17 protein-coding genes and 1 tRNA gene are annotated in these 17,466 nt (G+C 70.0%); 7 read left to right on the top strand and 11 right to left on the bottom strand.

Annotated features, from left to right (window positions below; translation table 11 throughout):
• Positions 1 to 10 precede the first annotated feature (10 nt).
• On the top strand, positions 11 to 1,903 hold the full coding sequence (locus tag ABD736_RS04230; protein WP_344790488.1) for an FAD/NAD(P)-binding protein: 1,893 nt from the start codon (positions 11 to 13) through the stop codon (positions 1,901 to 1,903).
• Here the strand turns inward: ABD736_RS04230 and ABD736_RS04225 are convergent.
• Positions 1,846 to 2,487 (bottom strand): MBL fold metallo-hydrolase, encoded by a 642-nt coding sequence (locus tag ABD736_RS04225; protein WP_344790487.1) that lies wholly within the window; start codon positions 2,485 to 2,487, stop codon positions 1,846 to 1,848. The two genes, ABD736_RS04230 and ABD736_RS04225, sit on opposite strands and share 58 nt — an antisense overlap.
• Before the next feature lie 39 nt (positions 2,488 to 2,526).
• On the opposite strand from ABD736_RS04225, the gene ABD736_RS04220 reads away from it, so the two are divergent.
• Entirely contained in the window at positions 2,527 to 3,453 is a 927-nt protein-coding gene (locus tag ABD736_RS04220; protein WP_344790486.1) for a diacylglycerol kinase family protein, read from the top strand.
• A gap of 80 nt (positions 3,454 to 3,533) precedes the next feature.
• A tRNA-Glu gene (locus tag ABD736_RS04215) sits at positions 3,534 to 3,606 on the top strand.
• A gap of 63 nt (positions 3,607 to 3,669) precedes the next feature.
• Here ABD736_RS04215 and ABD736_RS04210 read toward each other — a convergent pair.
• Complete coding sequence (locus ABD736_RS04210) at positions 3,670 to 3,804, bottom strand: hypothetical protein (RefSeq protein WP_344790485.1); 135 nt, start codon at positions 3,802 to 3,804, stop codon at positions 3,670 to 3,672.
• A 145-nt stretch (positions 3,805 to 3,949) separates the two neighbouring features.
• Here ABD736_RS04210 and ABD736_RS04205 point away from each other — a divergent pair, with 145 nt between their 5' ends.
• Both ABD736_RS04205 and ABD736_RS04200 read left to right on the top strand, forming a co-directional pair.
• Complete coding sequence (locus ABD736_RS04205; RefSeq protein ID WP_344790484.1) at positions 3,950 to 4,600, top strand: TetR/AcrR family transcriptional regulator; 651 nt, start codon at positions 3,950 to 3,952, stop codon at positions 4,598 to 4,600.
• Positions 4,601 to 4,619: 19 nt separating this feature from the next.
• Positions 4,620 to 7,016 carry an MMPL family transporter gene (locus tag ABD736_RS04200; RefSeq protein ID WP_344790483.1) on the top strand — a complete coding sequence of 799 codons (2,397 nt, stop codon included), beginning with the start codon at positions 4,620 to 4,622 and terminating at the stop codon, positions 7,014 to 7,016.
• Here the strand turns inward: ABD736_RS04200 and ABD736_RS04195 are convergent.
• Positions 6,955 to 7,182, bottom strand: coding sequence for a hypothetical protein (locus ABD736_RS04195; protein WP_344790482.1), 228 nt, complete (start codon positions 7,180 to 7,182; stop codon positions 6,955 to 6,957). The two genes, ABD736_RS04200 and ABD736_RS04195, sit on opposite strands and share 62 nt — an antisense overlap.
• Before the next feature lie 290 nt (positions 7,183 to 7,472).
• Between ABD736_RS04195 and ABD736_RS04190 the strand changes: the two genes are divergently transcribed.
• Positions 7,473 to 8,504 (top strand): aldo/keto reductase, encoded by a 1,032-nt coding sequence (locus ABD736_RS04190; protein ID WP_344790480.1) that lies wholly within the window; start codon positions 7,473 to 7,475, stop codon positions 8,502 to 8,504.
• Here the strand turns inward: ABD736_RS04190 and ABD736_RS04185 are convergent.
• Positions 8,488 to 9,147 carry a response regulator transcription factor gene (locus ABD736_RS04185; RefSeq protein ID WP_344790479.1) on the bottom strand — a complete coding sequence of 220 codons (660 nt, stop codon included), beginning with the start codon at positions 9,145 to 9,147 and terminating at the stop codon, positions 8,488 to 8,490. The genes ABD736_RS04190 and ABD736_RS04185 overlap by 17 nt on opposite strands.
• A gap of 94 nt (positions 9,148 to 9,241) precedes the next feature.
• Between ABD736_RS04185 and ABD736_RS04180 the strand changes: the two genes are divergently transcribed.
• Positions 9,242 to 9,577, top strand: coding sequence for a DUF7882 family protein (locus ABD736_RS04180; RefSeq protein ID WP_344790478.1), 336 nt, complete (start codon positions 9,242 to 9,244; stop codon positions 9,575 to 9,577).
• 6 nt (positions 9,578 to 9,583) lie between these two features.
• On the opposite strand, the gene ABD736_RS04175 is transcribed toward ABD736_RS04180, so the two are convergent.
• The 7 genes from ABD736_RS04175 to ABD736_RS04145 all read right to left on the bottom strand — a co-directional run bounded on the left by ABD736_RS04175 (position 9,584) and on the right by ABD736_RS04145 (position 17,444).
• Positions 9,584 to 10,993, bottom strand: a complete 1,410-nt coding sequence (locus ABD736_RS04175) for a PLP-dependent cysteine synthase family protein (RefSeq protein WP_344790477.1) — start codon at positions 10,991 to 10,993, stop codon at positions 9,584 to 9,586.
• Positions 10,994 to 11,005: 12 nt separating this feature from the next.
• A complete protein-coding gene (locus ABD736_RS04170; RefSeq protein WP_344790476.1) occupies positions 11,006 to 12,703 on the bottom strand; it encodes a copper resistance CopC/CopD family protein in 1,698 nt (565 codons plus the stop codon).
• Positions 12,700 to 13,401, bottom strand: coding sequence for a YcnI family protein (locus ABD736_RS04165; protein WP_344790475.1), 702 nt, complete (start codon positions 13,399 to 13,401; stop codon positions 12,700 to 12,702). Before ABD736_RS04165 ends, ABD736_RS04170 begins: the two co-directional genes overlap by 4 nt.
• Positions 13,398 to 14,195 (bottom strand): ABC transporter ATP-binding protein, encoded by a 798-nt coding sequence (locus tag ABD736_RS04160; protein ID WP_344790474.1) that lies wholly within the window; start codon positions 14,193 to 14,195, stop codon positions 13,398 to 13,400. Before ABD736_RS04160 ends, ABD736_RS04165 begins: the two co-directional genes overlap by 4 nt.
• On the bottom strand, positions 14,189 to 15,247 hold the full coding sequence (locus tag ABD736_RS04155) for an ABC transporter permease (protein ID WP_344790473.1): 1,059 nt from the start codon (positions 15,245 to 15,247) through the stop codon (positions 14,189 to 14,191). The genes ABD736_RS04160 and ABD736_RS04155 overlap by 7 nt, the downstream gene beginning before the upstream one ends.
• Positions 15,248 to 15,255: 8 nt before the next feature.
• Positions 15,256 to 16,407: an ABC transporter substrate-binding protein gene (locus tag ABD736_RS04150; RefSeq protein WP_344790472.1), complete on the bottom strand. Its 1,152-nt coding sequence runs from the start codon at positions 16,405 to 16,407 to the stop codon at positions 15,256 to 15,258.
• 83 nt (positions 16,408 to 16,490) lie between these two features.
• Positions 16,491 to 17,444 (bottom strand): PLP-dependent cysteine synthase family protein, encoded by a 954-nt coding sequence (locus ABD736_RS04145; protein ID WP_344790471.1) that lies wholly within the window; start codon positions 17,442 to 17,444, stop codon positions 16,491 to 16,493.
• Between the last annotated feature and the right edge of the window lie 22 nt (positions 17,445 to 17,466).

Below are 17,466 nucleotides of genomic sequence, written 5' to 3'. Positions count from 1 at the left end.
GCTGGCAGTCATGCCACCGCTCACCGTCGCCGTGCTCGGAGCCGGCCCACGCGGTGTCGGCTGGCTCGAGCGCGTCGTCGAGAATCTGCGGGCAGGTGAGCTCGGGCAGGGCGCCGTGGCGGCAGGCATCCGTATCGTCCTCATCGATCCGTATCAGCCGGGGCCCGGTCGCCTCTGGCGCTACGACCAGTCGCCGCTGCTCAAGCTGAACTCGCTCGCCGCCGACGTGACCATGTTCACGGATGCTTCGTGCACGGTCGAGGGGCCGATCACCCCCGGACCCTCGCTGTCGGAGTGGGCGGAGCAGTTCCGGGCGGGCGAGCTCGACGTGGTCGTCGACGACGATGCGGTGCGCGCCGAGCTCGAGGCGCTGGGACCCTCCAGCTTCCCGACGCGCCGCCTGCAGAGCTTCTATCTCGACTGGTTCCACCGCCGCACGCTGGCCCGGCTGCCCGAGGGCGTCGAGGTCGAGTGGCTGCGCACCTCGGCCGTCTCCGTCGCCGAAGACGGCGACCACCAGCGGGTGGGCCTCGCAGACGGCACCACCCTGGCGGCCGACGCCGTGCTGTACGCGCTGGGCCACAACGGCTCGCAGCTCGCCGGTGAGCACGAGCTACTCGACCGCTTCGCGCGCGAGCACGACGCGTATTACCTCGCGCCGGCGTTCACCGCCGACGCCGACCTCGACGGGCTTCCGCCGGGGGCCGAGGTCATCGTGCGCGGCATGGGGCTCGCGGCCATCGACCTCGTCGTGCTGCTCACGCTCGGCCGCGGCGGCCGCTTCGAGCCCGACAACGCGGCGCCCGGCGGCCTGCGCTACCTGCCGAGCGGCAACGAGCCGCGGCTGCACCTCGGGTCGCGGCGCGGCGTGCCGTATCACTCGAAGGTCACCTCGCAGCTGGTGGCGCCGCGGCCCGAGCAGCGGTTCTTCACGCGCGAGATCGCGGCGGAGCTCGGCGCGCGTGGCGCCGACTTCGCGGCAGACGTCTGGCCGCTACTCGCGCAGGAGGCGCTGCACGGGTACTACCACGAGCTGTTCCTCGGCCACCCTGAGCGGGTGCGGATGCCGTGGGGTGAGTTCCTCGAGCGGTTCGCCACGCTCGACCCCTGGTCGGACGAGCTGCGCGCCCTGGTCGCCGACGCACTCGTCGACCCCGCCGATGCGCTTGATCTCACGGCCTTCGACCGTCCGCTCGCCGGTCTCGAGTTCGCCGATCATGATGCGCTGCAGCGCCATCTGATCGACTACATCGTCGATGACGTGCACCGGCGCACCGCCGCAGAGCACTCGGCGACGCTCGGCTTCTTCACCTCGCTGCTGTTCGCGTTCTTCGCCATCGGCGGCTCGGGCATCGAGGTGCCGCCGTGGTTCAAAGCCTTCTTCAGCTACGTCGCCTCTGGGCCGCCGGTGCACCGGCTCGAGGAGCTGCTCGCGCTCGCCGAAGCGGGCGTCGTGCGTTTTCTGGGGGCTGAGCTCGAGGTGCGAGCGGATGCCTCGGCCGGCGTGTTCCGCGCGTCGAGCCCCTCCGTCCCTGGCGAGCTCGTGTCGCGCTATCTGGTCGACGCGTGGCTTCCTGAGGAAGCGGCGCACGCCAGTGAGAACCCCGCGCTGCGAGATGCCGCCGGGCAGGCATCCGTCGCCCCTCTCCTCACCGTGCACCCGGACGACTCGCGCCTCATCGGCCCTGACGGCGAGCCGCATGCCGCGCGCTTTGCCATCGGGCCGTTCACCTCGGCGCCGAACGCCGGCGCGTTCGCCCGGCCGCTCACGGATGCCATGAGCTTCCGTGAGAACGACCGGGTCGCGCGCGCCGTGCTTCGGCTGCTCGACGAGCTCGCCGAGGCTCAGAGCTCGGCGGAGTCGCCCGCCGTCAGGTCGAGCAGCGTTCCGCCGTTCTGCTGAGCGGCCCACTCGATGCGGGCCTTGGCCATCGCCTTGCCCGGCTCGGAGTTGATCATCTCGTGCGTCGGGAACGCGCGGCGGGGCTTCACGGCGAGCACGAAGTCCATCGCCTCGCCGACCTTCAGCCACGGGGCGCTCGACGGCGCCGCGAGCACGTCGACCTCGACACCCTCGGGCACGGTGAAGGAGTCGCCGGGGTAGTACACCGCGCCGCCGTCGATCGAGACGCCGACGTTGTCGACGATCGGGATCGAGGAGTGGATCTCGGCGTGACGGCCGCCGAAGAACTCGAGCTCGAAGGGGCCGGCGACGACCGAATCGCCGGGTGCGACCACCGTCACATCGAAGCCCTGCGCGGCATCCTTGACGCCCTGCGGGCCATAGATCGGCACGGCGGGGTTCGCCTCGAGCACCGCCTGCAGGTGCGGCGCGTCCCAGTGGTCGGCGTGCTCGTGGGTGATCACGATTGCGGCGACTCCGGTCGCGTCGGGCAGCGGGCGGGCGAAGTTGCCCGGGTCGACGACGAGCTTCGCGCCGTCCTTCTCGAGGACGAACGCGGCATGTTCCAGCTTTGTGATGCGCATGTTGCCAGGCTATGGCGCTGTGCCGGAAGATGGTGACTCATGCCGCCGAGCCCAACGAAGCGACCCAGGCGACTGATCGTCGCGATCAATCCGACCGCAGCCTTCGGGCGCCATCACGGCGCGGGCGCCGCCGCCGCCGAAGCGCTGGCCGCGGCGGGTCACACCGTCATCGAGGTTCGCCAGCCGAACTACGAGCTGCTGCGGCGCGAAGTCGAGCGCGAGGTGCGCGCGGTGACCGCGCCTGAGAGCGCAGCGCTCATCGTCGTCGGCGGCGACGGCATGGTGAGCCTCGGAGTGAACGCGGTGGCCGAGACCGGGATCCCCCTGGGCGTCGTGCCGGTCGGAACGGGCAACGACACCGCCCGGAACATCGGGATGCCCCTCGGCGACCCTGCCGCCGCCGCTGCCCTGATCGTGACGGCGCTCGAGAGCGAGCCGGCTGTGGTCGATGCGGGCCGCGTGGTGCACGGCGTCCACACGACCTGGATGCTCGGTGCGCTCTCCGCCGGCTTCGACGCCGCCGTCAACGAGCGTGCGAACTTCATGTCGTGGCCCAACAGCGAGCGGCGCTACACGATCGCCGTCGTGCGCGAGCTGCTGACGTTTCGCGCGCCGCACTACCGCGTCGTCGTCGACGGGCAGCAGCGCGAGTTCGACGCCATGCTCGTCGCGGTTGCGAACCACACCTCGATCGGCGGGGGCATGAAGATCGCGCCGAGCGCCGCGATGGACGACGGGCTGCTCGATCTGTTCGTGGTGGATCGGATGTCCCGGCCGAGGTTCCTGCGCATCTTCCCCAAGGTGTTCAGGGGCGAGCACACGAACGAGCCGGAGGTCCACCTCGAGAAGGTGCGCAGCGTCCGCATCGAGGCACCCGCGGTTGTTGCATACGCCGACGGCGAGCGCATCGGGCCGCTGCCTGTGGAGGTCACCGTCGTGCCCGGCGCGGTGCGGCTGCTGAGGTAGCGGCGCTCGTCCGCTCGATTTTGTGAGCCCGCCGGCGCCATGTAAAGTAGAACCCGTTGCGCCGCTGGCGCAGCAAGTCCGGCCCCATCGTTTAGCGGCCTAGGACGTCGCCCTCTCACGGCGGTAACGCGGGTTCAAATCCCGCTGGGGTCACATCGGAAAGCCCCCGGCTTCGGTCGGGGGCTTTCGTGTATCCGGCTGCTGTGCGGGCCCACGCTAGGTGTCGGCGCGGTCCGGCTCGTAGTCGAGCTCGCAGGTGTCGCACCTCAGTGCCGCGTCGGACCGACGCAGGCCATCGCCGCAGATCGGGCAGGTCGACGTCGTCATGTGGGTCTCAGTCGTCGTCGTCATGGGGTCAGAGAATACGCCGCCTTCGGGCGTTGAGGAATACGTTTGCATCGTTCCAAGGAGGGGCGGCGACGATATCGGCCTGCGCTCGCTGGCAATCCGCACCATGAATCTGCACTGAGTGCAACGACGCACTTAGTGTAAGAACATGGTTCTCGAGCAAGCGGATCGGCGCACCGCCGCGAAGGCGCGGCACCGCACGGCGATCCTCGACGCGGCCCGCGAGCTGATCGCCGAGCAGGGCGGCCCCGGTTTCAGCGTGGACGAGTTGGCGGAGCGAGCGGATGTCTCGCGCCGCACGATCTTCAACCACTTCGCCACCGTCGACGACATCCTCATCACGCTGTGCACCGAGCTGTTGGCCGTCGTGGTGGACGACCTTGTGGCGCGGATCGGCAGCGATGAGGCATCCGCCATCGATTCTGCGTTTCTCTTCGGCACGTTCGAGACGGCCATGCGCTCGCCCGAGCTCGCCCGCGCCATCAATGCGATCGTGACGATCCTCGGCGGGCCGGACACGACGCCCGCGGCGGCGGCACGCGCCGACGCACTGAAGCAGATCGCGTTCAACCGCATCGCGCGCGACTCCGTCGAGAAGATCGCGCGGCGCAGCGGCGGCGCCGACCCGCTCGACGTCGAGATCATGTTCGGCGCCGTCATGGCCGGCGTCGTCGTGATCGCCGACCGCTGGGTCGCGCAGACCGGGGCGTCCCTCGGCGCGCGGTCGCTCGCTGCGTGGGATCGCCTCGTCGGCGACCTGTTCAGCCGACTGGGCTCGGGTTTCCGAGCCGCTGACTGAGAAAGGACCAGGGGATCGCATGGCCGGGCTTCTCTATCGACTGGGGCGCTTCTGCGCGCGTCGCCATTGGGCCGTCGTCATCGCGTGGGTCGTCATCCTCGGGCTGGCCGGTGCGGCATACGGCCTGTTCCACGGTGCGATCTCGTCGTCGGTGAGCGTTCCGGGAACCGCGACCAGCAAGGTGACCGACGAGCTCAGCAGCCGATTCAGCTCGGCGAGCGGCGGCAGCGGCACACTTGTCTTCGCGACCGAGGACGGCTCGGCCTTCACGGCGCAGCAGAAGACCGAGATCGGTGACCTGCTGACGCGTATCGCCAAGGACGACGGCGTGGCTTCTGCGGTGAATCCGTTCGAGAGCCAGGCCAAGCTCGCCGACCAGCGCGCGCAACTCGAGGCCGGCCGGCAGCAACTCGCGGCTGCCCGGCAGCAGCTGGATGTGCAGAGCGCGCAGCTGCCGCCCCAGCAGCTTGCCGCAGCCCAGGCCAAGCTCGACGCGCAGCAGAAGCAGCTCGATCAGGGCGACAGGCTGCTCGCCCTGTCGAAGGACCTGCGCTTCGTCTCGAGCGATGGATCCACGGCGCTCGGCACCCTGCAGTTCAGTACGCCGGCGATCGAGCTGCCGCAGCCGCTCAAGACGAAGATCATCGATCAGGCGCAGAATGCCGACATCGACGGTGTCGCGGTGCACGTGTCCAACGACCTCGCGCAGAGCGTGCCGGCCTCGGTCGGCGTCGGCGAGATCGCGGGTGTCGTCATCGCCGCGATCGTGCTTTTCGTGATGCTCGGCACCCTCGTCGGCGCCGGGCTGCCGCTGCTGTCGGCCCTCGTCGGCGTGGGGGTCTCAGCGCTGGCATCCCTGTCGTTCTCCGGAATCGTCCAGTTCATGTCGGCGACGCCGACCCTCGGTCTCATGCTCGGCCTCGCCGTCGGCATCGACTACTCGCTGTTCATCCTCAACCGGCACCGCACCCAGCTCAAGCGCGGCGTCGATGCGCACGAGTCGATCGGCCTCGCGAACGGCACCTCGGGAAACGCCGTGGTGTTCGCCGGGTCGACCGTGATCGTCGCACTGCTCGCGCTGAACGTCACCGGCATCCCGTTCCTCGGCCTCATGGGCACCGTCGGTGCGGTCGCTGTCGCCACCGCGATCCTGGTCGCCATCACCTTCACCCCGGCCATGCTGTCGCTGATCGGGCCGCGCATCCTGAAGAGGACGGAGCGCGCCTCTATCGGCCACGCCGACCACCACCGGGTTCCGCAGAAGCCGATGCCGACGTGGCGCGCGATCGTGACGCTCGTGCTCGGCGTCGCGGTGCTGGGCGTCGTCGCCGTTCCCGCCGCGCAGATGCGGCTGAACCTGCCGACCGGCGCGTCAGAGAATGCGGCGAGCACGCAGTACAAGGCGTACAAGGCCGTCGAGGATGCCTTCGGGGCCGGTCAGAACGGACCGCTGGTCGTCGTCGCCGATCTTCCACAGAAGGTCACCGACGACACGCTGGTCGCCCACGAGGTCCAACTCGGCGAGAAGATCGCGGCCCAACCGCACGTCGTCTCGGTCGTGCCGATCGGAACCTCGGACGACAAGGAGGCGATCGCATTCGAGGTGATCCCGTCGGGCGGCCCCGACAGCGTCGAGACCGAGCAGCTGGTGCATGCGCTGCGCGAGCTGGATCTCGGCGTCGCCGGCAATGCGAGCGCGGCGATCGACGTCTCACAGAAGCTGGGGGATGCCTTGCCGCTCTACCTGGCCGTCGTGGTGGGGCTCTCGCTGATCATCCTGATCGTCGTCTTCCGGTCGATCCTCGTGCCGGTCGTCGCGACGGCGGGCTTCGTGCTGTCGCTGCTGGCGACTCTCGGCGGCCTGACCGCGATCTTCCAGCTCGGCTGGCTGGGCGCCGTCTTCGGCGTGCACGACCCGGCGCCGATTCTGAGCTTCCTGCCGATCATCCTGGTCGGAGTGCTCTTCGGACTCGCGATGGACTACCAGCTGTTCCTCGTCTCGGGCATGCGTGAGGCATACGTTCACGGCGCGTCCGCGCGCATCGCGGTGCAACGCGGGTTCCATGCCGGGCGCACGGTCGTGACGGCCGCGGCGATCATCATGATCTCGGTGTTCGCCGGCTTCATCTTCGCGGATTCGTCGATGATCAAGCCGATCGGATTCGGCCTGGCTTTCGGCGTGCTCGCCGATGCGTTCATCGTGCGGATGCTGCTGATCCCGGCCGCAATGCACCTGCTGGGGCGGGCGGCCTGGTGGTTCCCGAAGTGGCTCGACCGCCTCGTTCCGGACGTCGACGTCGAGGGAAGTCAGCTCGAGAGAACCCACCCCGTCGAACCACCGGCGCGCGACACCGTCACCACAGGCGCCAGCCGACCAGCCGCACAGCCAGCTCGCCGGCCAGCAGGGCGGCGCTGAACACGCCGGCGAAGATCGCGCTGCACGCCAGCAGCAGCTCGGAGCTCGGCCCGGTGTCGGGTTCGTCGTCAGGGTGCACGACGTCGAGCTGGACGTCGAGCAGCTCGGGCGGCAGCTCGCGCACCGGGCGCGGAGCGAGTCGAGAACGGTCGGCGGCGATGGTCACGCGGACTCCTTGGCATGGACACAGGCAGGCGGACAGGCGGCTGTCGGCCGGGAGCCCGGGTCGGTCCGCTGCGGATGCCAGATCGCCCTGCACCGCGGATGCGGTGGCGGCGTCTGCTGCTCACGAGCTGGACGCGGCCCTGGGGCGGCGAGCGACCCGGGCTCATGAACCGGCTGGTTGGGGGCCGGCGCGCTCGGGCCCCCGACATGACCTAAATTAGCACTCACGGCCTTCGAGTGCCAGCGTGACTGGGCCGTTTCGGCCGCGCCTGCTGTGGGCAGAATCGAACTATGCGCTACGTCACCCTCGGAACCAGCGGAACCGTCGTCTCGAACCTCGCCCTCGGCACCATGACCTTCGGCGCGGAGGCCGACGAGGCCACCTCGCACAGCATCCTCGACGCCTTCATCGAAGCCGGGGGCAACTTCGTGGACACGGCAGACGTGTACAGCAGCGGCGGCTCCGAGACGATCATCGGCCACTGGCTCGCCACCCACCCGACCGAGGCGCAGAACGTCGTGATAGCGACCAAGGGCCGGTTCCCGATGGGGGAGGGCGTCAATGATCTCGGCCTCAGCCGCCGCCACCTCGGCCGGGCGCTCGACGCGTCGCTGCGGCGCCTCGGCGTCGAGCAGATCGACCTGTATCAGATGCATGCGTGGGACGCGCACACCCCGATCGAAGAGACCCTGGGATTCCTCGCCGAGGCGGTCGCCGCGGGGAAGATCGCATACTACGGCTTCTCGAACTACCTCGGCTGGCAGCTCACGAAGGCGGTGCACGTCGCGCGCGCCCACGGGTGGCCGGCCCCCGTCACGCTGCAGCCGCAGTACAACCTGCTCGTGCGCGACATCGAGCACGAGGTGGTGCCCGCCGCGCTCGACGCGGGCATCGGACTGCTGCCGTGGTCGCCGCTCGCCGGCGGCTGGCTGAGCGGGAAGTACCAGCGCGACGTGGACCCGACCGGTGCGACGCGGCTCGGCGAGAACCCGAAGCGCGGCATGGAGGCGTGGGAGGCACGCAACGCGGACCCGCGCACGTGGGAGGTCATCGATGCCGTCGGGCGTGTCGCCGACGCGCATGGCGTCTCCAAGTCGCAGGTCGCGCTGGCGTGGCTGGGAGCGCAGCCGGCGGTGACCAGCGTGATCCTCGGGGCGCGCAACCTCGACCAGCTCGCTGACAACCTCGGTGCTGCTGACCTCGAGCTGACGGCCGACGAGCTGCGCACGCTGTCGCAGGTCAGCACGCCGCGGGTGGACGACTACCCCTACGGAACGGCCGGCGTCGCGCAGCGCGACCGCAAGCTCACCGGCGGTCGCTGACCGTATTCGGCACGTGCCGCGCGTGGTCGGGGCGGAAGCCGTGCTCGACGCCCCACAGGATCGCGTTCGAGCGGTTCGTGACTCCGATGCGGCGGTAACAGGAGCGGATGTAGGACTTGATCGAGTTGATCGACAGGTGCGTGCGCTCGACGATCTCGGCGTTGCTCAGGCCCTGCGTGATCAGCGCGAGAATCTCTGCCTCGCGCTGAGTGAGCCCTTCTTCGCGGCCCGGCCAGTCGCCGATGGTTGCGGCGGGTGCGCCCTCCGGAACCGCGTGCACGGGGCCCTCGCCTCTGTGGACAGCCAGTAGCGCGGCGACGAGTTCACGCGCCGGCAGGCCCTTCGATACGTAGCCGGCCGCGCCGTTCGCCAGAGCCCGCGCGACGAGCTGCTCGTCGAGATCCCACGAGTAGACGACGACCCTTCCCGCCAGTGGGTTGTGTGCGAGCGCCTTCACTTCGTCACGGTCGCCGGCGGCCGCCGCGAACGTGTCGTACAGCGAGAGGTCCACCTGCGTGCTCGGCACGGTTCCCGCGTCGAGCTCGACGATCTCGAAGGTGTCCTGGTAGCCGCGCAGCATCGCTGCGAGCCCTTTGCCGACGACCTCGTAGTCGTTGACCAGCGCGATGCGGATCGGTGCCATGCCTCCATGCTAAGGGGGAGGAGATACACCCCTCGGGGTGAGGCGGCCCGCACCAAGCATCCGTACTCTCGACCCTGATGACAAGTGAGACGCCATGGGCACGCTGACCTACGCAGGAGCGGACTATCGGTTCGACGACCGCGTGCTGGCGCACCTCAAAATCGCGATCACCGCGAAGCTGCGGATCGGCGAGTCGTTCCTGCTGAACTGGCAGGTCCCGGTGGAAGACGGCTCGGGGCGGATCAGCCTCTGGATCTCGCCGCAGATTCCGATGGCGTTCCGCTTCAGCGGATCGAAGCCGCCCGAGCTGAACAAGTACTGGATCGATGCGCTCGCCCGCTCGGCGCACGGCATCCGCGGCATGGTCGTGATGGACGAAGATCAGGCGCGCGAGTACGTCACCAGGGCGGGTTCGCCCTCGGCGCCGTAGCGGGAATCAGTGCGTCGCCACTTTCGGCGCCAAGATCGCGGCGGTAGCGCCAGAAGTGGCGACGCGGTGAGCGTTCAGCCGAGCTCGCGTGACCAAGCCGCTCACGCGACCCTGGTCGAGCACGAGGGCGACCTGCCAGTCGGGATCGAGGGATGCCGCGCGCGCCGCCGCCGCGGCGACGGGCTCACCCGCACCGAGCCGCACCCCGGTTGCCACCGCCGCGGCGCCCGCCGTATCGGCTTCGGCGAGACGCGCTGCGGTCGTCCAGCCTGCGATGTCGGCATGGTGCGGGGCGGCGTTCGGCAGAGGGCGCCCATAGAGCACGGCGACGGGCTCGTCGCCCGCGATGACCGACGCGAGCTCGCGGGCCGCCGACGCCCCGGTGCGCGTGCGCCCGACCGCCCGCAGCGGGGCGGCGAGATCTCCGACGACGGCCCCTGACTCGGCGCGGAATCCGTTCGCCAGCAGCCAGTCGTCGTTGTAGTAGGTCGACAGATACGCGCGACCGGAGTCCGGCAGCAGCACCACGACCGTGTCCTCCTCGGTGAGCGTCGCAGCCAGCCGGAACGCGGCCGTCAGCGCAACGCCCGACGAGCCGCCCGCGAGAAGCCCCTCGCTGCGCGCGACGTCGCGGATGGTGGCGATCGCCTCTGCGTCGGTCACCGACTCATAGGCGTCGATGACGGAGAGGTCGAGCGACTGCGGCCAGACATCCTCGTCGGCGAGCGGGTGCACGAAGTGGCCGGCGCCCTCAATGAACTTCTGACTGCCGTCGCCGCCCGAGTAGCTCGAGGTCGCGGGGTCGGCGCCGATCACGCGCACACGGCCGCCCGAGATGCCCTTGAGGTAGCGCCCCGTGCCCGAGATCGTGCCGCCGGTGCCGACGGTCGCGACGAAGTGGGTGACGGCGCCTTCGGTGTCGGCCCAGATCTCGGGGCCCGTCGAAGCGACGTGCGCGGCGGGGTTCGCCGGGTTGTCGTACTGGTTCGCGAGCCACGCCCCCGGTGTCGACGCGACGAAGCGCTCGGCCACCGATTTGAGCGAGTCCGGGTGCGACTTGGGCACGAACGCGTCGACGAGCCGCAGCTCGGCGCCGTGGGCGACGAGCAGGTCGCGCTTCTCTTTCGAGATGCTCGAGCTCGTGAAGATCACCGAGCGGTAGCCGAGATGCGCGGCATAGAGCGCCAAGCCGATGCCCGTGTTGCCGCTCGTGGTCTCGACGACCGTGCCGCCGGGGCGCAACAGTCCGTCGGCCTCGGCGGCGCGCAGCATCGAGAGGGCGGCGCGGTCCTTCACGCTGCCGCCCGGGTTGTACCACTCGGGCTTGACGTAGATGCGCGGGCGCAGACCGGTCTTCGTGAGTCGGATCAGCGGCGTGCCGCCGATCGCCTCCGCGACGGATTCGAAGCGGGTCATCTGTTCCTCTTCCTAATGCACCTGGTAGCTGAGATCGGCGGTGTACTGCTCGAGCGGCCCGGCGACGACGGTGACGCTCGCCGTCCATTCGCCCGTGCGCGGCACCGTGACCGCGGCACTCGTGAAGGCGACGGGGGTCGGCTTGCCGGGGTGCAGCACCCCGGCGATGCGGTAGGGGAACTGCACCTTCAGCGCTTTCACGGGTCCGCCGGATTGGCCGAGCGTGACGTCGAGCGATTCGGGCAGCGCCGCGTTGAAGCTGGGCTCGAGCACCGTGATCTTGAGCGTCTCCGGCCCGGTGCGGGCGGGCGCGACCTCGAGGGTCACCGCATAGGGCCCGATCGTCTCGTGCCGGGTCGCGGTGGGCGCGTAGTCGGCGGAGGCGGGCGTGATCGACGACAGCACACCGGAGACGATGACGACGGATGCCGCCACTGCGGCCTCCCAGCGCACGCGGTTCCGCAGGCGGGCGGTGCGCCCCGGCGCCGGGCGCGCGTCGCGGGAGGCCGCCGCGGCGCGGCTCTCGCGGCGCACCCACCGATGGCCGCCGATCGCGACGGCGAGCACCGCGGCGACGAGGGCGAGCTTGATCAGCAGGATCCAGCCGTACTGGGTCGTGACGAGCGCGCCGGGGTAGCGCACCTCGACGAGCCCCTGCACCACGCCCGACAGCGCGAGGGTGGCGACGCTCACCCCGGCGTAGAGCGACCAGTGCGGCATCCGGCCCAGCCTGTCGGCACTCAGCCGCCCGCGCAGCAGCAGCCAGCCGAGAACTGTGAGCCCGCCCAGCCAGGCGACCGCCGAGATCGCGTGCAGCGCGGTCGAGGCGAAGTACCACCAGGCGTGCGAGCCGCCGTGCCCGTTGACGACGACGGTGCCGACCGCGACGAGCGAGGCGCCCGTGAACACGGCGCGAGCGGCGCGGCGCGGCCGGTCCGCCGCAGCGGGCCCGGCTGCGAGGCCGGCGATCGCCAGCGCCGCGAGGCGCACGTAGACCGCGATCGCGTACGACGAGCCGGCGAAGGTCGCGATCGCGCCCGCTTCCCACAGGTGCTGAAGAACGAGTTGAAGAGCGGATGCCACCGCCGCGGCCGCGATGCCGAGCAGCGCTGTGCGCAGCACGAGTCGGCGCTCGTCGGCGGCGGCGCCGAGCAGCACCGCGGCGACCGGCACGCCGAGGCCGACGACGAGCGCGAGGTACAGCAGCCCCTTCGCGACGCCCACGAGCAGCGACAGCAGCGCACTGGGCTCGGCGGCGGCCGGCTGCGCGGCAGCGGCGGCGGTGGCCGGAACCCCGTAGCCGAACTCGAGCGAGCCGCCGACGGGGTGGGTGTCGGCCGAGATGACCGACCAGCTGGCAATGTAAGCGCCCTTCGGAATGCCCGCCTTGACGCCGATCGTGAGAACGGTGCGGTCGGCGCTCAGCTGCGGCGCGCCGGTGTCGACGCGCGTGCCGGATTCGTCGAGCACGGTCGCCTCGTCGGCCGTCCCAGGCAGCGTCACCGCCTCGTCGAAAGTGACCCGCACGCTGCCGGGCGCCGTGCTCAGCTCGGCCCCGTTGGCCGGCGCGGTCGAGACGACATAGGCGTGGGCCGAGGCCGGCTGCTGCGGCAGCACGGCCCCGGCCCCGGCAATAAGGAGGCCGAGGGCGGCGCCGAGCGCCGCGACCTGCGCGTAACGGCGCCAGCGCGCCCTCGGCCGGCTTGTCACGGCCGCGCGCGATGCAGCGCGACGACCGCGGTGGCTGAGGCGATGAGCGCCACGACGACTCCGGCGACGCCGAAGCCGAGCGCCCAGCGGTTCGCGGGGGAGCGGGTCGCTGCGGCTGCGGTCACCGAGAGGTTCGCGGCCGGGGCGGCGCCGGCCGCGGCATCGGCGCTCTTCGTGATCCGGATGCTCGGGGCCGGGTGCTCCGCCTCCGCCCCGCCCTGCGCCTGCTGCGACCAGTCGACCTCGGTGCCGTCCGAGTACTTCTGGATCGCGGGCAGGAACAGCGTGCCTGCGTCGGGCAGAGGGCCGACCGAGAGCGGGAACTGACCGAATTGGCCGGGCGCGAGGCCGCCATCGGTCGCCGTCCACACGACCTGGGTCACGGCAGAGGTGATGGTGTTGCCGTCATCGTCCTTCAGCGGCTTCGGCAGCCTCGAGGTGACGAGCTTCGCCGACCAGCCCGGCAGCGGCTGATACGACACCGACGTGAACGGGTGATCGGTCGGCAGCTGCACCGTGAGCGAGACCGTGCCCGCGGTCGCCGACTCGGTGGGCACCCGGAAGGTCAGCACCGAGTAGCCGCCCGCTTCGGCCGACGAGGCGCCCACCGTGACGTGCGCGTCCGCCGCGGGCGCGGCGACGAGAGCGAGGGCGACGGATGCCACGACCACGGCACCTGCGGCGAAGAGCTTCCTCACGACGCGTTCTCCAACTCGTCGGGCTGCAGGCCTGCGGCATCCAGCTCGCCCAGGATGCGATCGCGCAGCGCGATGAACTCGGGGCTCGACTGGTCGCGCGGGCGCGGCAGGTCGACGTCGATGATGTCCTGCACCTTGGCGGGGCGCGGCGAGAAGACGACGACGCGGTCGGCGAGCACGAGCGCCTCCGGAACGTCGTGCGTGATGAGGACGGCTGTGAAGCCGCGCTGCTGCCAGAGCTTCGCCAGTTCGCCCTGCAGCACCCGGCGGGTGAGCGCGTCGAGCGCGCCGAGCGGCTCGTCGAGCAGCAGCACGGACGGCTCGTTGACGAGAGCGCGGGCGAGCGCCGTGCGCTGAGCCATTCCGCCCGAGATCTGCGACGGGTAGGCATCCGCGAAATCAGAGAGCCCGACCAGCTCGAGGACCTCGTCGATCTTGTCGCCCGAGTCCTTGAGGATGCCACGCGCCTGCGGCCCGAGCGCCACGTTCTGGCGCACCGAGCGCCACGGCAGCAGCGTCGGGTCCTGGAAGACGAGGGCGCGGCTGGGGTCGGGCCCCGAGACGGGCTTGCCGTCGACGTAGACCTTCCCGAACAGCGGCTTGTCGAGGCCCGCGAGCAGACGGATGAGCGTCGACTTGCCCGAACCGCTCGGGCCGACGAGAGCGATGAACTCTCCGGGCTTCGCCGAGAACGAGACGTCGTCGAGCACGAGCAGATCGTTGCCCTTGCTGCGGAACGCCTGCGTCACCTCGACGAGGTCGATGGGGGCGCCGCGGCCGGTCGTGGTCACCATCTGGTCAGCTCCTTCTCCCACCGCAGCACGAAGTTGCGGAGGCGGAACAGCAGCGTCAGCGCGGCGCCGCAGACGACGACGAGCACGACGATGCCGGCGTACAGGCCCGGGTAGTTCCCGAAGCCCTTCATGTAGTTGAGGTACCAGCCGAGGCCCGCGTTGACGCCGAAGTTCTCGGCGACGGTGAGGCTCACGAACGAGGCGCCGAGGGCCATGAACGCGCCGGTGAAGATGCTCGGCAGGGCGGCGGGCAGGCTCACGCGCGCCACGAGGAACCAGCCCTTCGCGCCGAGGGTCTGTGCGACGTCGTAGTACGAGCGAGGCACAGAGAGGATGCCTGCCCGGGTGAGCACCGTGATGGGGAACCACACGCTCAGCGCGATCATGAACACCGCGCCCGAATAGGTCGACGGGAAGAGCACGAAGACGATCGGCACCCACGCGAGTGAGGGCACCGGCCCGATGAAGATCAGAATCGGGTGCACCCAGTAGTTCGCCGCCTGGAACCAGCCGATGGTCACGCCCGTGACCAGGCCGGCGACGAGGCCGACCGCGAACCCGACCGCGAGCAGCAGCAGCGACGCGCCGAGGCTCTCGGAGAGGATGCCGCGCTCCTGCCAGAGACTCGTCAGGATCTGCTGCGGCGCATCGAAGTACGGGGGTGCGAGCAACCCGGTCTTCGCCGTCGTGAACTCCCAGAACACGAACCAGATGCCCGCACCGAGCACCCATTTCGCGTCGTGGGTGAGATGGCGCACCGCCCAGGCGCGCGCCGGGCCGTGCACAGTGCCGAGCACCCAGATCGCGGCCCAGACGGCGGCGATCGCGAGCGACACGGTGACGACGAACCCGGTCGCCGCGTCGATCGACCCGGTGGCCGACATCGGAAGGTCGACGTTGTTCGGCACCAGTTTCGAGACGCCGGCGAAGACGACCCACGCGGCGATGCCGCCGCCGACGGTCGCCGGGTTGACGCGCTCGGGGTTCGTGATGCGCTCGAGCGCGGTGGTGATCTGCGCAGGGCGCGGCAGCGCCTGGACGATGTCTGCCATCGCAGTCCTTAGAAGTTCAGGCCGAGGTCGACGAACGCCTTGTCGGCGAGGGCCTTGGCGTTCGTGTCCTTCGGCAGGAATCCGGTCTTGATGTACTTCTCGATGCCCGGCTCGAGAACCTGGTGCAGGTTCTTGGGTGACGGGTCGAAGGTCAGCGTCTTGAGCACCGGCAGGATCTCCTCCGCCGTGCCCGCGACGTACTTGCCCGCGGCGAGCTTGGCCGTCGCCTCGAGGTTCGCGCCGGCCCAGCGGGAGCCGTCGGCCCACGCGGTGACGAGCTTCGCGGCGGTCACCGGGTCCTCGCTGACGAAGGTGTTGTTCAGCACGACCGCGCAGCACGGTTCCTTGGCGTTCTTGCTGAGGTTCTGATCGCGGTTGTTCGAGATCTCCTTGAGCCGGCCGTCCTGCACGGCCTGGATGACGGGCAGGAATCCGCCGGCCGTCGCGATCGCATCGACCTTGCCGTCCTTGAGGGCCTGCGGCAGCAGGGTCTGGTCGGTGATGACGACCCACTCGACCTGCTTGGCCTCCGGGCTCGAGTTGATGCCCGCGTCGAGCAGGTCGAGTGAGAAGTAGTTCGTCGACGAGCCCTGCAGGCTCGTCACGCCGATCTTCTTGCCCTTGAGGTCGGCGACCGTGTCGATGCCGCCGTCCGAGAGGACGTACAGGTCGAGGCAGCCGTGGTGCAGGCCGCCCGAGAGCTTGACGGGGGTGCCGTTGTAGATCGGGTCGAGGTAGTTGAAGAAGATGCCGTTCGACGCCGTGTACTTGCCGGAGCCGACCGCCTCGACGACGTTCTCGCCGTCACCGGTCTTGAGCAGCTTGACCTTGAGGCCGGCCTTCTCGAACAGCCCGTTCTCGTAGGCGACGATCAGCGGCGCCTCGCAGACACCGCTGGGGCTCGTGATCGAGATGGTCTTGTCGGCCCACGACTTCGTCACGGCGAGGCCGTTGGCCGTCTTCTTCGGCTGGCTGCGCACGAAGGCCCAGCCGCCGAGGCCGCCGGCGACGACGATGGCCGCGCCGATGCCGACGCCGGTAAGCAGACCGCGGCGCGACACCTTCTTCGGGGCGTCGAGGTCGTCGGCTGCGGTGTTGTCGATGCGCGCGCCGCTGGGCAGCAGGTTGTCGTCGGGGGAGCTGGGCGTGTTGTCGCTCATGTTGTTCCTCGTTGTTGTGCGTGGCAGGGGATGGTGCGCAGGTCGTGGGTGAAGCTGGGTGAAGCTGGGTGAAATCGGGCGGATCAGCCGAAGGTGCCGGCCGAGAGGTAGCGCTCGCCGGTGTCGGGAAGGACGGCGACGATGATGCGGCCGGCGAATTCCGGGCGAGTGGCGAGCTGCGTCGCGGCGTAGAGGATCGCGCCGCTCGAGGTCCCGACGAGCAGCCCCTCTTCTCGGGCGAGCGCCTGAGCGGTCTCGCGCGCCTGCTGAGTCTCGAGCGGGATCACCTCGTCGGCGATCGCCGAGTCGTAGTTGCCGGGCAGGAACTCGGCCTCGACCTCGCTGACCTTGTGCACGCCGTCGATCTCGGCGGGGTAGGGGTTCTCCGGCGTCGGCAGCGAGCCCTCGCCGGGCTCGGCGACGGCCACGTGGATGCTCGGGTTCTGCTCTTTGAGGAAGCGGCCGGTGCCTGAGATGGTGCCGCCCGTGCCGACCGCGCCGACGATCGCGGCGACCTCGCCGTCGGTGTCGCGCCAGATCTCGGGGCCGGTGGTCTCGTAGTGCACCTGCGGGTTGACCGGGTTGCCTAGCTGGTTCGCGAAGAACGCCTCGGGGTTGTCCTCCGCGATCTTCTCGAGGAACGCCGGCAGGAACGCCGGGTCGGTGAACTCACTGTTCGGCACCTTGACGAGCTCCGCTCCGTAGGCCTCGAGCAGAGTGATCTTGTCGGGGCTGATGTTGTCGCTCAGATAGAACTTGGTCCGGTAGCCGAGCCGCGCAGCCAGAGCGGCCAGAGCGATGCCGGTGTTCCCGCTCGTGATGTCCACGATCGTGCCGCCGGGCTTCAGCTGCTCTGAGATCTCGCCCTGGCGGATGATCGCGTGGGCGGCGCGGTCTTTCACGCTGCCTGCCGGGTTGAAGTACTCGACCTTGGCGACGATCCGGCCGACGAGTCCGCGGTTCTCGGCGTACTTGCCGAGCTCGAGCAGCGGGGTGTTCCCGATCAGCTCGGTGATGTTCTGGTGGATGTTGGGCATGGCACCAGAGAGAAGCAGGCTC

It is taken from the genome of Gryllotalpicola daejeonensis (assembly GCF_039538145.1).
GTDB lineage: Bacteria > Actinomycetota > Actinomycetes > Actinomycetales > Microbacteriaceae > Gryllotalpicola > Gryllotalpicola daejeonensis.
The sequence above is the reverse complement of the archived record's forward strand: the minus strand, read 5'-3'. Positions and strand labels throughout refer to the sequence as shown.